Genomic DNA, 13,921 nt, shown 5'->3' with positions numbered 1-13,921 from the left:
GCGCGAGCCCTTACACGCGCTCAAAAAAAAGCCGGGCAGGGCCCGGCTTTTGTTGGCATGAGGACCGATCAGTCCGCGTAGACGCCCGCTGCCTTGATCACCGGGCCGAAGCGCGCGACTTCGGCTTGCACGAACTTCTTGTGCTCGGCCGGCTCGATGCGCTTGTCGGTCACGACGACGGCGCCGAGGCCTTCTTCCTTCTTCAGGAATTCAGGGTCCTTCAGCGCGACCTTGAGGGCGTCGTTCAGCTTCTTCAGCACCGGCGCCGGCGTGCCCTTGGGCGCGTAGAGACCGTGCCAGATGGTGACCTGGAAGCCCTTCAGCCCGGACTCGTCGGCCGTCGGAATGTCCTTGAGCGCCGGCGTGGTGAGGCGCTTGAGCGTGGTGACGGCGTAGGGTTTGACCTTCTTGGCTTCGATCTGGCTCGTCGTGTTGGTGGTCTGGTCGCAGAGCAGGTCGATCTGGCCGCCCAGCAGGTCGGCGATGGCCGGGGCGGTGCCCTTGTACGGCACGGTCGTCATTTCGACCTTGAGTTCGCTCTGGAACAGCAGGCCGCACAGGTGCGACGCGGAGCCGATGCCGGCGTTGCCGAGGTTGACCTTGCTGCCGGTCTTGCCGATCCAGTCGCGCAGTTCCTTGAAGTTGTTGGCTTCGAGTTGCGGCTTGCCGATGACCGTCATCGGCACGTCGTTGATCATGCCGAGGTACTCGAAATCGGTCTCGTAGTTGTACGGCAGCTTGCGGTACAGCACCGGCGTGGTCGCCATGCCGACGTGCGTGAGCAGCAGCGTGTAGCCGTCGTTCTTGGCGCGGGCCACCTTGGCGTTGCCGATGGTGCTGCCGGCGCCGGCCGCGTTGTCGACCACGATGCTCACGCCATCGAGCGGCTTGCGCATGGCTTCGGCCAGATCGCGCGCCACGCGGTCGGTCGGGCCGCCTGCGGCGAAGGGCACCACGATCGTGATGATCTTGCCCGCCGGAAAATCCTGAGCCTGGGCGCCTGCAGCGGCCAGGGCGATTGCCGCGAGGGCGAACAGCTTCTTCATGGTGGGTGTTTCCAAAGGTAAAGGGCCCGATCCTATCGGCTGACCGGAAGCTGACCTATCCAGAATTGCCCTAGCTTCGAAGGGCTACGCCACACCGGGGCGCCTGCCGACAGGGGCCGACCTGCCGCGTGCCTAGCCTCGCGGCTTCCATTTCTCATCGGAGCACGCCGTGGCCACCCCTTCCCTCGTCAAGACGCACCAGAAGATCCAGCGCGAACAGGCCGCCAAAGACCGCCGCCCGGCCGCCAGGAAAAGCAGCGCCGCAGTGCAGGCCGGCGCGCGCCGCCAGCCCGTCAACCAGACCGGCGAGCAGCTCGCCAAGCCGGGCCGGGAAGCCGACCTGAAGCTGAAGCCCAACTTCATGGCGCCCGACTACCGCGGCAGCGGCAAGCTGGCCGGCATGAGCACGATCGTGACGGGCGGCGATTCCGGCATCGGCCGCGCGGTGGCGGTGCTGTTCGCCCGCGAGGGCGCCGACGTGGCGATCGTTTACCTGAGCTCCGACGCGGACGCCGAGGAAACCAAACGCTGCGTCGAGGCCGAAGGCACGCGCTGCGTACTGATCAAGGGCGACGTGCGCAAGGCGGCGTTTTGCGATCGCGCGGTGGCGCGCACCGTCAAGGCCTTCGGCCAGCTCGACGTGCTGGTGAACAACGCGGCCTTCCAGATGCACGCCGACGCGCTCGAAGACATTTCCGACGAGCGCATGGACCTCACGTTGCAAACCAACATCGGCGGCTACATGCGCATGGCGCGCGCCGCGTTGCCGCACCTGAAGCAGGGCGGCTCGATCATCAACACGGGCTCGCGCACCGGCCTGCAGGGCAGCTGGAACCTGATCGACTATTCGGCGACGAAAGGCGCGATCCACGCGTTCACCAAAGCGCTCGCGCTGAACGTGATCAGCCGCGGAATCCGGGTCAATGCCGTGGCGCCGGGCCCGGTGTGGACCCCGCTCAATCCGGCCGACAAGCCGTCGAAAGATGTGAAGAAGTTTGGCAAGGAGACCGACTTCAAGCGCGTGGCGCAACCCGAAGAACTGGCGCCTGCCTACGTGTTCCTGGCGGCACCGGTGTGCGCGGGCTACATCACGGGCATCGTGCTGCCGGTGACGGGCAGCGTCGCTGCCATCTGAACCGCGATCGGCGCGGCGGCGCGCTCACTTGTAGCTGCGCGCGTCCTCGATCACCTTGCCGTCGTTCGGGAGGGTGCCGGGGGCGACCAGTTCGACCGTGCCGCGCAACTTGGTCACTTCCCGGATCGCGTCGGCCACGCGTTCGCTCAGCCCTTCGGGCGTGGCGCTGCATTCGAGCCTGAGCGTCATGCGGTCGTCGCCCATGTCGCCTTCGACCACGAGCCGTGCGCGCTGCACTTCGGCGAAGCGCCGAGTGACTGCTGCGATCTGGCCGGGGTGCACGAACATGCCGCGCACCTTCGTGGTCTGGTCGGCGCGGCCGAGCCAGCCCTTGATGCGTTTGTTGGTGCGGCCCGTCGGGCAGGTGCCGGCGAGCACCGCCGAGAGATCGCCGGTGCCGAAACGCACCAGCGGATAGTCCGGATTGAAGGTGGTGACGACGATCTCGCCGACCTCGCCATCGGGCACCGGCTCGCCGGTGCCGGGACGCACGATCTCGACCAGCACACCCTCGTCGAGCACCAGCCCTTCGCGCGCGCTGGTTTCGTACGCGATGAGGCCGATGTCGGCGGTGGCGTAGCACTGCGTGCCATGCACGCCGTGCGCGTCGATCCAGTCGCGCAGACTGGGCGGAAACGCTTCACCGGACACGAGCGCCTTGGTCACGCTCGGCACCGGCAGCTTCAGTTCCTGCGCCTTTTCCAGAATGATCTTGAGGAAGCTCGGGGTGCCAACGTAGCCCTCGGGCTTCAGGTCGACCATCGCCTCGACCTGCTGTTCGGTCTGGCCGATGCCGCCTGCGAAAACGGTGCAGCCCATCGCGCGCAAGCCGCTCTCCATGATCGATCCCGCGGGCGTCATGTGGTAGCTGAAGCAGTTGTGTGCGAGCTCGCCGGGACGAAAGCCCGCCGCGTGCAGCGCACGCGCGGTGCGCCAGTAGTCGCGGCCGTCGCCCTCCGGTTCGTAGAGGGTGCCGGGGCTCGCGAAGATGCGCGGCATGCGGTTGCCGCGCGCGATGGCCGCGAACCCGCCGAACGGGTCGCTCGCGCGGCGTTCTTTCTGCAGTGCGAGAAGATCGGTCTTGCGCGTCACAGGCAACCTGGCCAGCGCCTCGCGCGAGCCCACGTCGCCAGCCTTCACGCCGTCGAGAATCTTCGTGAACGCCGGTGCCGCCGTCTGCGCATGGGCGATCTGCTTGGGGAGCGCCGCCAGCAAATCACGCTCGCGCTCGGCCGGTTCGCGAACTTCGAGCGCGTCGTAGAAATCGCTCATGCCAACCACCTCTTGCGCCGCTTGTAGCTCTTGCCGTCCTTGAAGCTCTTGCGGTCGGCGCCGCCCACGCCGAGGTAGAACTCCTTGACGTCTTCGTTGTTCGCGAGGTCGGCGGCCTTGCCGTCCATCACGATGCGGCCGCTTTCCAGGATGTAGCCGTAGTCGGCGTAGCGCAATGCCATGTTCGTGTTCTGCTCGGCGAGAAGGAAGGTCACGTGCTCCTTCTGGTTGAGGTCTTTCACGATCTCGAAGACTTCCTCGACGATTTGCGGCGCGAGGCCCATCGAGGGCTCGTCGAGCAGCACCATGTTCGGGTTGGCCATCAGCGCACGGCCGATCGCGCACATCTGCTGCTCGCCGCCCGAGGTGTAGGCGGCCTGCGAGCCGCGCCGCGTTTTCAGGCGCGGAAAGTAGGCGTAGACCTTTTCCAGTGTGGCGGCGATCGCGGCCTTGCCGTCGGTGCGCGTGTAGGCGCCCGTCATGAGGTTGTCTTCGATCGTCAGGTGCGCGAAGCAGTGGCGCCCTTCCATCACCTGCACCAGGCCGCGCTGCACCAACGCGGACGGCGTGAGCGCCTCGATGCGCTCGCCGCGCAGCTCGATCGTGCCCTTGGTCACCGCGCCGCGTTCGCCCGCGAGCAGGTTGCTCACGGCGCGCAGCGTGGTCGTCTTGCCTGCGCCGTTGCCGCCCAGCAGCGCGACGATGCCGCCTTCGGGCACCACGAGCGACACGCCCTTCAGCACGAGGATCACGTGGTTGTAAATGACCTCGATGCCGTTGACGTTGAGGAGAATGTTGGGCGTGCTCATGAGACGGTGGCTTTCACTCTCCTTCGGGAAACACCGCGGAACCGGCTTTGCCGGGCCGCTGGTGTTGCCCCCGGTGAGGGGGTTGGCGAAGCGACACGAAGTGCGCGAAGACTGGGGGAGCTCAACAAGCCCGTGGCTTGATGTTCTTGTCTTTCGCGTACTTGGCCGAGTACTCCTTCACCAGCGGGTCGATGTACGTCTTGTCCGATTGGTACCAGTCGGACTTGAGTTCCCACTTGCCGCCGTCCCACTGAACGATGCGCGCCCAGTCGTCGCCCATGTGGTTGGCGCACGAGGTCTTGACCGGCCGCATGATCTCGCCGAAGCCGAGCGCCTTGAGCTTGTCGGCCGTGAGGTTCAGGTTCTCGAAGCCCCAGCGCACCTGCTCGGGCGTCATGGCCTTGCCCTTGCCGTACTTCTCTTGTGCCGCGCGGATGGCCTCGACCTGCAGCATGGAGATCATCATCCCTCGCGTGTGTGCCAGCGAGCCGATGCTGTCGGCCGGGCCGGTGCCCTGGCCCTTGTCGTAGACGATCTTCTTCAGGTCGTCCTGCACCTTGTCCTTCGCCGAGCTGTTGTGGATGGTGATCGCGTTGTAGCCCTTGGCGCCGGCGCCGATGTCTTTCACGTCATGGTCCGAGCCGGCCCACCAGATCGCGTAGATCTTCTCGCGTGGATAGCCGCTCGCCTGCGCTTCGCGGATGCCGGCGGGCGTCATCACGCCGGCTGACCAGAACAGCACGTAGTCGGGCTTCTGCTGGCGGATCTGCAGCCAGGTGGATTTCTGCTCCACGCCGGGTGGCGTGACCGGGAACAGCGAGAGCTCGAAGCCCTGCGCCGCAGCGCGCTTTTGCAGCAGCGCGATCGGCTCCTTGCCGTAGGGCGAGTCGTGGTAGACCAGCGCGATCTTCTTGCCCTTCAGGTTGCCTTTTTCCTTCTTGGCGATGTCTTGCATCATCACGTCGGCGGCGGTCCAGTAGGTGCCCAGCAGCGGGAAGTTCCATTCGAACACCGTGCCGTCGGACGACTGCGACAGGCCGTAGCCGGGTGTCTCGACGGACACCTTGTCGACGAATGCCTTGTCGGTGACCGCGAAGGTGATGCCGGTCGATTGCGTGTCGAAGCCCGAGGCGCCGGAGCCCTTGGTTTTGAGCCGCTCGTAACACTCCACGCCCTTGGCCGCGTCGTACGCCGTTTCGCATTCTTCGTAGGTGAGCTTGACGCCGTTCACGCCGCCGTCGCGTGCGTTCACCAGCTTCAGGTAGTCCTGCTTGCCGTCGGCCCACGGGATGCCCAGCGGCGCGAACTGGCCGGTGCGATAGACCAAGAGCGGCACAAACTGCTCGGCGGTCTGGGCTTGCGCGATGGAAGCGCCACCCACGATGGATGCCACAGCCATCGCTGCGGCGGCACATTGCATTCTGAATTTCATTCTCTTGTCTCCTAGTTAAGTCACGTCACGGAACACGGGTACTTGTCTTTTCCAGCAGATGCCGCGGAACCGGCTTTGCCGGGCCGCAGGCGTCGCCTCCGGTAGGGGGTTGGCGAAGCGACACGAAGTGCGCGAAGACTGGGGGCGAGCCATATCAATGAGGGAAAGGCCAGAGCCGCAACTTCTGTCGCGCGGTGGACCAGAGCCGCGCGAGGCCGTGCGGCTCGACGATGAGGAAGAACACGATCAACGCGCCGAAGATCATGTGTTCCAGGTGCGATGCGGTGGCCGTCGAGATCGACAGGCCCAGCCAGTGCGGCACATAGTTCAACAGCAGCGGCAGCAGCACGATGAACGCCGCGCCGAAGAAGCAGCCGGCGATCGAGCCCAGCCCGCCGATGATGATCATGAAGAGCAGCTGGAACGACTTCTCGATGCCGAACGCCGCCGGTTCCCAAGCCCCCAGATGCACGAAACCCCACAGCGCACCGGCGACGCCGACGATGAAGCTGCTGACCGCGAACGCGGTGAGCTTGGCGTAGACCGGCCGGATGCCGATGACCGCTGCGGCCACGTCCATGTCGCGCATCGCCATCCACTCGCGCCCGATCGCGCCGCGCACCAGGTTCTTCGCGAGGAAGCCGAACACCACGACGAAGCACAGGCACAGCAGATACTTCTGCACCGGCGTGTTGAACTCATAGCCCAGCATCTGCAGCGTGCGCACGCCGACCGAACCGGAGGGCGAATCGTTGGTGACCCACTTCACCCGGTTGGTGAACCAGTCGATGAAGAACTGCGCAGCCAAGGTCGCGACCGCCAGGTACAGCCCGCGAATGCGCAGGCTCGGGATGCCGAAGACCACGCCCAGCGCCATGGCCGCCACGCCACCGCCGAGGATCGACAGCACCAGCGGCATGCCCTCGACGCGCACCTGCAGGTTGTAGGCCGCGTACGCACCGACCGCCATGAAGGCGCCGGTGCCCAGCGAGATCTGCCCGCAGTACCCGACGAGGATGTTGAGACCGATGGCGGCCAGCGAGAGGATGAGGAAGGGAATGAGCACCGCGCGGAACGCGTAGTCGCTCACCAGCAGCGGCACCGCGACGAAGCAGATCGCCGCGAGCAACAGCATCGCCCAGCGGTCCTGCGCGATCGGGAACAGCGCCAGGTCGGCCCTGTAACTGCTCTTGAATTGACCGTTTTCTCTGTAGAACATGGTGTCGGTTTCTTCAGACGCGGTCGATGATCTTGTCGCCGAACAGGCCCTGGGGCCTGATGAGCAGAACGGCCAGGGCGAGCACGTACGCGAACCAGTTCTCGATGCCGCCGCCGACATACGGGCCGAGGTAGATCTCCGACAGCTTCTCGCCCACGCCGATGATCAGTCCGCCGAAGATCGCGCCCGGCACCGAGGTGAGTCCACCGAGGATCACCACCGGGAAGGCCTTCAACGCCACCAGCGAAATCGAGTACTGCACGCCCAGCTTGCTGCCCCAGATCATCCCGGCGACCAGCGCGACGAGGCCGCCCACCGACCACACGATGATCCAGATGCGACCGAGCGGAATGCCGATGGACTGCGCCGCCTGGTGGTCGTCGGCCACCGCACGCAGGGCGCGGCCGGTGCGCGTCTTCTGGAAGAAGAGCGTGAGCAGTGCCACCAGCAGGGCCGAAGCCGCCGCGGCGTACAGGTCTTCGGTGTTGAGCAGCAGGCCGCCCTCGAAGAAATTCTCCAACACCAGCATCGGGTCCTTCGGCATGCCGATGTCGATCTTGTAGGTGGCGCTGCCGAAGATGAGCTGGCCGCCGCCGTCGAGCACGTTGGCGATGCCCAGCGTGGCCATGAGCAGCGTGATGCCTTCCTGGTTGACCAGCCGGCGCAACGCGAAGCGTTCGACCGCCCAGGCCACCGCCACCATGCACAACGCGGCTGCGACGAAGCCCAGCACGTTCGCCAGCACCTTGCTCTCGAAGTGGAACCACTGCGGGAACCATTCGGCGAAGCGGGCCATCGCGAGCGCCGCGAACAACACCATCGCGCCCTGCGCGAAATTGAAGACGCCCGACGCCTTGTAGATCAGCACGAAGCCCAACGCGATCAGCGCGTAGAGCATGCCGACCATCAGGCCGCCGAAGAGGGTTTCGAGGAAAAAGCCCATCAGTGCTCCACGCCCAGATAGGCCTTGATCACGTCCGCGTTGTTGCGGACTTCGTGCGGCGTGCCGTCACCGATTTTCTTGCCGTAGTCGAGCACCACCACGCGGTCGGAGATGTCCATCACCACGCCCATGTCGTGCTCGATCAGCACGATGGTCGTACCGAACTCGTCGTTCATGTCGAGGATGAAGCGGCTCATGTCCTGCTTCTCTTCCACGTTCATGCCGGCCATCGGTTCGTCGAGCAGCAGCACCTGCGGCTCCATCGCCAGCGCGCGGCCGAGGTCGACACGTTTTTGCAGGCCGTAGGGCAGGCGGCCGACCGGCGTCTTGCGGTGCGCCTGGATCTCGAGGAAGTCGATGATGTGCTCGACGAATTCGCGCTGCTGCAACTCCTCGCGCTCGGCCGGGCCCCAGCGCAAGGCCTGCGCGAGGATGCCGCTCTTCATCTTGAGATTGCGCCCCGTCATGATGTTGTCGAGCACGCTCATGCCCTTGAACAGCGCGAGGTTCTGGAAGGTGCGCGCCACGCCCATCTCGGCCACCTGGCGCGAGTTCATGTGCTTGAAGGTCTGGCCGCGGAAAGTGATGCTGCCCTGCTGCGGCTGGTAGACGCCATTGATGCAGTTGAGCATCGAGCTCTTGCCGGCGCCGTTCGGTCCGATGATCGCGCGCACCTCGTGCTCGCGCACGTTGAAGCTGATGTCGGTGAGCGCCTTCACGCCGCCGAAGCTCAAGGAAATGTTCTGCACGTCGAGGATGACGTCGCCGATCTTGCGGTTGCTCATGCGGCGGCCTTCACGACAGGAAAGGTGGCGGCCTCGACGATCGTCAGCGTGGCGTTGACGACGCCGGTGCGGCCGTCCTCGAACTTCACCTGCGTTTCGATGTACTGCTCGGTCTTGCCGCCGTAGAGCGCATCGACCAGCACGGCGTATTTCTCGGCGATGAAGCCGCGGCGCACCTTGCGCGTGCGGGTCAGCTCGTCGTCGTCGGGGTCGAGCTCCTTGTGAAGCACGAGGAAGCGCGCGATCTGCGTCTCGCCCATGCCGTCTTCGGTGGCGAGGTCGGCATTCACCTTCGCGATGCATTCGCCGATGAGGCCGAGCACTTCGGGCTTGGCCGCCAGGTCGATGTAGCCGCCGTAGGCGAGGCCACGCCGTTCGGCCCAGTTGCCGACCGCGTCGAAGTCGATGTTGATGAAGGCGCATACCGCGTCGCGGTGGTTGCCGAAACACACGGCTTCCTTGATTTGCGGAAAGAACTTGAGCTTGTTCTCGATGTAGTTGGGCGCAAAGATCGCGCCGTTCGTGAGGCGCCCCACGTCTTTCGCGCGGTCGATGATGCGCAGGTGGCCTTCGTTGTCGAGCACGCCGGCGTCGCCGGTGTGGAAGAAGCCGTCGGCATCGAGCACCTCGGCGGTCGCATCGGGGCGTTTGTAGTATTCCTTGAGCACCGACACGCCGCGCACCAGCACTTCGCCGTCGGCCGCGATCTTCAGTTCGATGCCCGGCGCCGCGGTGCCGACGGTCGAGAGTTTCACCTTGCCGTCTTGTTGCAGGCACACGTACGCACACGTTTCGGTCTGGCCGTAGAACTGCTTCAGGTTGACGCCGATCGAGCGGTAGAAGCGGAACAGGTCGGGGCCGATCGCGGCCCCCGCCGTGTAGGCCACGCGGATGCGGCTCATGCCCAGCACGTTGCGCAGCGGCCCGTACACGAGCGCATTGCCGATCGCATACATGAAGCGATCGCCTGCGCCCACCGACGCGCCGTTGAGGAGGTCGGCGCCCACGCGCTGCGCCAGCGCCATGAACTTCGCATAGAGCCAGCGCTTCGGGCGGGCCGCGTCTTCCATGCGGATCGACACGGCGGTCAGCAGGCCCTCGAAGGTGCGCGGCGGCCCGAAGTAGTAACTCGGGCCGATCTCGCGCATGTCGTTCATCACCGTCTCGGCCGACTCGGGGCAGTTGAGCGTGAAGCCGCCGACCAGCCACTGCGCCACCGAGAACAGGTGGTCGCCCACCCACGCCATCGGCAGGTAACTCATGATGTTGTCGCCGGGGCCGAGCCGGTCGGTCTCGACGCCGCCGCGCCCCGATGCGATGAAGCTCGCGTGCGTCTGGCACACGCCCTTGGGCCGGCCCGTGGTGCCCGAGGTGTAGAGGATCACGCCGACGTCGGTGGCCTCGCCGCTCGCCACCGCGCGGTCGTAGTGGCCGGGGTGCGCCAGGTCGAACGCGCGGCCGAGTTCGCGCAGCGTGTCGTAGCTGATGAGGCCCGGCTGGTCGTAGTGGCGCAGCCCTTTGGGGTCGTCGTAGATGATGTGGCGGATGCCGGGACGCGTCTCGCGGCACTCGAGCAGCTTGTCGACCTGCTCCTGGTCCTCGACCACCACGAACTCGATGGCCGCGTCTTCCAGCATGAAGACCATCTCTTCCGCGACGGCATCCTGGTAGAGCGGCACCGGCACGCCGCGCAGGCTCTGCGCCGCGAGCACCGCCATGTAGAGGTGCGGCCGGTTGGCGCCGACGATGGCGAGGTTGTCGAACGCCTCGAAGCCGAGGCTCGCGAGGCCGCACGCGATCTCGCGCACTTCCTGCGCGACCGCTTGCCAGCTCCAGGTTTGCCAGATGCCGAGGTCCTTTTCGCGCACGGCCGGCGCGTCGGGCCGCGTCGCCGCGTGCGCGAGCAAAAGGCGAGGAAAAGTGGGTGGCCGAACGGCGGTGGATAGGGTCACAGTGGGGCGGATCGTAGGCCGCACTTTGACGCCCGCTTGTCGTTCCAACGACAATCTAGGGGACAACACTCCCCGGAGTTTCCCGTGCACTTGACTCGCCCCCAGGCTTCGCGCACTGCGTGTCGCTGCGCCAAATGAACCTCACGCCTGTCGGCTCCATCCGCGATCGGGTGCGCCCGGCCCTGGCCGAGGAGTTGGCCAACATCCCGTGGCTGCGCACGCTCACACCGGCAGAGCGGCGCCGCGCCGAAGCCGTGGTCGTGGTCGGCGAGGCCGAGCCGGGCGACCTGGTGTGCCGCATCGGGCGTTCGCCGACCTACTGGTTCGGCGTGGTGGAAGGGCTGCTCAAGATGAGCAACGACGCGGCCGACGGCACCTCGATGACCTACAGCGGCCTGCCGCCCGGCGGCTGGTTCGGCGAAGGCACGGCCATGAAGCGCGAGCCTTACCGCTACAACATCCAGGCGCTGCGCCGGAGCGTGGTGGCCGGCCTGCCGATCGACGACTTCCACTGGCTGCTCGACCATTCCATCGGCTTCAACCGCTTCGTGATGAACCAGCTAAACGAACGCCTCGCGCAGTTCATCGCGGCCCGCGAAGCCGACCGCCTGAACAACCCCGACGCCCGCGTCGCGCGCAACCTCGCCGCGCTGTTCAACCCGGTGCTGTTCCCCGGCGTGGGCGAGCTGCTGCGCATCACCCAGCAGGAGCTGGCCTACCTCATCGGCCTCTCGCGCCAGCGCGTGAACCAGGCGCTGCGCACGCTCGAGTCGCAGGGTGCGCTGCGCGTGGAGTACGGCGGGTTGCGGGTGCTGGACATGGCGGCGTTGCGAGGCATGGCGACCGGGCCGGCCTGACGCTTGCGCTCACTACACTCGCCGCATGGAAATTCTCGTTCTCGCCGCCCTGATCTTCGTGGGCGCTTATGTACTCAAGTCGCGGGAGCAAAGCCGTCGCATCGCCCTGCTGGGGAGTCAGCTCGGCAACTACCAGATCGAGAAGCTCATGGAAAAGCTCACCGACGGCTACCTGCGCTGCCTGGGCGAAGACGACGCCGAGCGGCGCGACCAGATCTGGAGTCTCTTGGCCGAAGACGAGCAGACGCTGTCGGGCCAGTTCAACCGGTTCGCCGCCAGCTTCGGGCGCCTCGGAGACGCCGAGACGCGCATCAGCAAGCTGCCGATCGCGGTGCCCTACGCCGACCAGTGGTTGCCCTCGGCCACTTTCGATGCGCGCAAGGCCTTCGCCATTCACGCCAAGGGCATCGCCGACGCCGCCGGCAACGTGTTGCAGCAAACCTCCAAGCGCAAGGCCTTCACGATGTCGGCCGAACTCTTCCTGATGCAACACACTTGCCACTGGTTCTGCCGCTCGAAGACGGTGGCGTCGGCGCGGTTGCTGGCGCGGCACAAGACGTCGTACCAGCTCGCGCTCGATTCCGTCGCGCCGTCGACGCGCGAAGCGTACCGCGCCTTGACCGGCAGCTGAGGGAAGCGACATGGCCACCGCCCCACCGCTCGACAACCCCGGCGACGCGCTGATCGCCGCCCAGGCGCAGAACGAAACGCTGACCGCGCAGATCGCCGACCTCAACGAACTGCTCGCCAAGCCGCTCGACGAAATCCTCGCTGAACGCGACAAGTTCAAGGAGGCGGCTGCCGCGTGGGATGTTTTCGGCGCGATGTGGATGCTGTCGCAGCGCGCCATGAAGCGCGTCGCACTCGACCTCGCCGCTGCGCAGGGCGTGAGCGAAGAAGAAGTCGTGGCGCGCGCCATGACGCTGGCCAACGACGTGCTGAACGGCGACGGCGTCGATCTCGGCGGCACGGTCGCCAAAGCGCAGCTCGAACACATCGACCGCCATCGCGCGTTCCTGCGGAAGCAATTCCGCCAGCCCTGACTCTCTACGGACAACGCCCATGGCCACCGCCAAATCCTTCGAGACGCCCGACTTCAAACTCTTCCCGTCGCCGCGCAATGTGCACCGCGTGGTGTTCGAGCACCAGGTGTTCGTGCCGCACCCCTACATGCTGATCGACATGGAGAGCTACTACCTCAAGGGCCGCTACAGCCTCTTCGCCGCCTGCCGCCTGGCCGACGGAAAGATGGGCCAGCTCGTCACGCTCGAGGATGACGCGGACGAGACCAAGTTCAAGGCGAAGTTCGTGCCAGACTGACCCGCGACGTCTGACAGTTCAACGAAGGAGACACAACCCCATGTTCCAACCCGCCCTCATGACCGGCCAGCGCATCCTTATCACGGGTGGCGGCACGGGCCTTGGCAAGTCGATGGCCGAGCGCTTCCTCGGACTGGGTGCCGACGTCGCGATCTGCGGCCGTCGGCAGTCGGTGGTCGAAGCCACGGCGGCCGAGTGGCGCGAGCGCTTTCCGGGGCGCCGCGCCGATGCTTTCGGCGTCGACATCCGCAACGCGCAGGCGGTCGACGAGATGGTCGAGTCGCTGTTCGCGGGCGGCGGCCTCACCGGCCTCGTCAACAACGCGGCCGGCAATTTCGTCTCGCCGACCGAGGCGCTGTCGCCACGCGCCTTCGACGCGGTGGCCAACATCGTGTTCCACGGCAGCTTCTACGTCACGCAGGCCGTCGGCAAGCGCTGGATCGCAGAGGCCAAGTCGGGCGCGTGGAAGCCCGGCAGCGCGTTCCGCAGTGTCATGAGCGTCATCGTGACCTGGGTGGACAACGGCGGCCCCTATGTCGTGCCGTCGGCGATGAGCAAGGCGGGCATCGAGGTCATGACCAAGTCGCTCGCCATCGAGTGGGCGCGTTACGGCATCCGCCTGAACGCGGTCGGCCCCGGCGAGATCCCGACCGAAGGCATGAGCAAGCGCCTCAACCCCGGCGAAGAACCGGGCGAGCGCAGCAGGAAGAGCAATCCGATGGCGCGCACCGGCGAGATGAGCGAGCTGCAGAACCTCGCGGCCTTCCTGATGGCGCCTGGCCAATGCGACTGGCTCACGGGCCAGTCGATCATGATGGACGGCGGCCAGGCCGCAGCCACTGGCGGCAACTTCTACGAACTGCGCGAGTGGAGCGATGCCGACTGGCTGGCAGCGCGCGAGCGCATCGAGGAACAGAACGCCAAGGACAAGCTGCAGCGCTGACGCTGCCAGCCGGCCGGACCCCGATGAGCGCCACGAGGCGCTTTTTTTACGCCTTTTTTACAACCCGCCGCCCACTCCATTTCCCGTTTTTACGCGCCCCTGCCGAGACTGACCGCCATGTCTCGAAACAGGAGTGACCGAATGGACGTCGTATGGATCGCCGCGATAGCGGTGTTGTGGGTGGCCCTGGTGGGCATGGTGGCGGGCT

The 13,921-nt window shown here is 66.1% G+C and carries 14 protein-coding genes; 6 read left to right on the top strand and 8 right to left on the bottom strand.

Annotation, left to right across the window (positions count from 1 at the left end):
* Positions 1 to 68 precede the first annotated feature (68 nt).
* Positions 69 to 1,046 (bottom strand): tripartite tricarboxylate transporter substrate-binding protein, encoded by a 978-nt coding sequence (locus AX767_RS07985; RefSeq protein WP_068630211.1) that lies wholly within the window; start codon positions 1,044 to 1,046, stop codon positions 69 to 71.
* 169 nt (positions 1,047 to 1,215) lie between these two features.
* On the opposite strand from AX767_RS07985, the gene AX767_RS07980 reads away from it, so the two are divergent.
* On the top strand, positions 1,216 to 2,181 hold the full coding sequence (locus tag AX767_RS07980) for an SDR family oxidoreductase (protein WP_068630210.1): 966 nt from the start codon (positions 1,216 to 1,218) through the stop codon (positions 2,179 to 2,181).
* Between the two features lie 24 nt (positions 2,182 to 2,205).
* Here AX767_RS07980 and AX767_RS07975 read toward each other — a convergent pair whose 3' ends face one another.
* The 7 genes from AX767_RS07975 to AX767_RS07945 all read right to left on the bottom strand — a co-directional run bounded on the left by AX767_RS07975 (position 2,206) and on the right by AX767_RS07945 (position 10,593).
* Positions 2,206 to 3,453: a phenylacetate--CoA ligase family protein gene (locus AX767_RS07975; protein WP_068633471.1), complete on the bottom strand. Its 1,248-nt coding sequence runs from the start codon at positions 3,451 to 3,453 to the stop codon at positions 2,206 to 2,208.
* The gene (locus AX767_RS07970; protein ID WP_068630208.1) at positions 3,450 to 4,262 is read right to left on the bottom strand and encodes an ABC transporter ATP-binding protein; all 813 of its coding nucleotides are present in this window, start codon (positions 4,260 to 4,262) and stop codon (positions 3,450 to 3,452) included. Before AX767_RS07970 ends, AX767_RS07975 begins: the two co-directional genes overlap by 4 nt.
* Before the next feature lie 121 nt (positions 4,263 to 4,383).
* Entirely contained in the window at positions 4,384 to 5,661 is a 1,278-nt protein-coding gene (locus AX767_RS07965) for an ABC transporter substrate-binding protein (RefSeq protein WP_237288631.1), read from the bottom strand.
* Between the two features lie 187 nt (positions 5,662 to 5,848).
* Positions 5,849 to 6,913, bottom strand: a complete 1,065-nt coding sequence (locus tag AX767_RS07960; RefSeq protein WP_068630199.1) for a branched-chain amino acid ABC transporter permease — start codon at positions 6,911 to 6,913, stop codon at positions 5,849 to 5,851.
* A 13-nt stretch (positions 6,914 to 6,926) separates the two neighbouring features.
* Positions 6,927 to 7,856 carry a branched-chain amino acid ABC transporter permease gene (locus tag AX767_RS07955; protein WP_068630198.1) on the bottom strand — a complete coding sequence of 310 codons (930 nt, stop codon included), beginning with the start codon at positions 7,854 to 7,856 and terminating at the stop codon, positions 6,927 to 6,929.
* On the bottom strand, positions 7,856 to 8,641 hold the full coding sequence (locus AX767_RS07950) for an ABC transporter ATP-binding protein (protein ID WP_068630195.1): 786 nt from the start codon (positions 8,639 to 8,641) through the stop codon (positions 7,856 to 7,858). The genes AX767_RS07955 and AX767_RS07950 overlap by 1 nt, the downstream gene beginning before the upstream one ends.
* Positions 8,638 to 10,593 (bottom strand): AMP-dependent synthetase/ligase, encoded by a 1,956-nt coding sequence (locus AX767_RS07945; protein ID WP_068630194.1) that lies wholly within the window; start codon positions 10,591 to 10,593, stop codon positions 8,638 to 8,640. Before AX767_RS07945 ends, AX767_RS07950 begins: the two co-directional genes overlap by 4 nt.
* A 134-nt stretch (positions 10,594 to 10,727) precedes the next feature.
* Here AX767_RS07945 and AX767_RS07940 point away from each other — a divergent pair, with 134 nt between their 5' ends.
* Genes AX767_RS07940 through AX767_RS07920 form a run of 5 tightly spaced genes read left to right on the top strand, consistent with a single transcriptional unit; the run spans position 10,728 to position 13,713 of the window.
* Positions 10,728 to 11,450, top strand: coding sequence for a Crp/Fnr family transcriptional regulator (locus tag AX767_RS07940; RefSeq protein WP_068630192.1), 723 nt, complete (start codon positions 10,728 to 10,730; stop codon positions 11,448 to 11,450).
* 25 nt (positions 11,451 to 11,475) lie between these two features.
* Positions 11,476 to 12,081, top strand: a complete 606-nt coding sequence (locus AX767_RS07935; protein WP_068630190.1) for a hypothetical protein — start codon at positions 11,476 to 11,478, stop codon at positions 12,079 to 12,081.
* Between the two features lie 10 nt (positions 12,082 to 12,091).
* Positions 12,092 to 12,493 (top strand): hypothetical protein, encoded by a 402-nt coding sequence (locus AX767_RS07930; protein ID WP_068630188.1) that lies wholly within the window; start codon positions 12,092 to 12,094, stop codon positions 12,491 to 12,493.
* Between the two features lie 19 nt (positions 12,494 to 12,512).
* Complete coding sequence (locus AX767_RS07925; protein ID WP_068630186.1) at positions 12,513 to 12,770, top strand: hypothetical protein; 258 nt, start codon at positions 12,513 to 12,515, stop codon at positions 12,768 to 12,770.
* Positions 12,771 to 12,810: 40 nt separating this feature from the next.
* Positions 12,811 to 13,713 carry an SDR family oxidoreductase gene (locus AX767_RS07920; protein ID WP_068630185.1) on the top strand — a complete coding sequence of 301 codons (903 nt, stop codon included), beginning with the start codon at positions 12,811 to 12,813 and terminating at the stop codon, positions 13,711 to 13,713.
* Positions 13,714 to 13,921: the final 208 nt, after the last annotated feature.

It is taken from the genome of Variovorax sp. PAMC 28711 (assembly GCF_001577265.1).
GTDB lineage: Bacteria > Pseudomonadota > Gammaproteobacteria > Burkholderiales > Burkholderiaceae_C > Variovorax.
The sequence above is the reverse complement of the archived record's forward strand: the minus strand, read 5'-3'. Positions and strand labels throughout refer to the sequence as shown.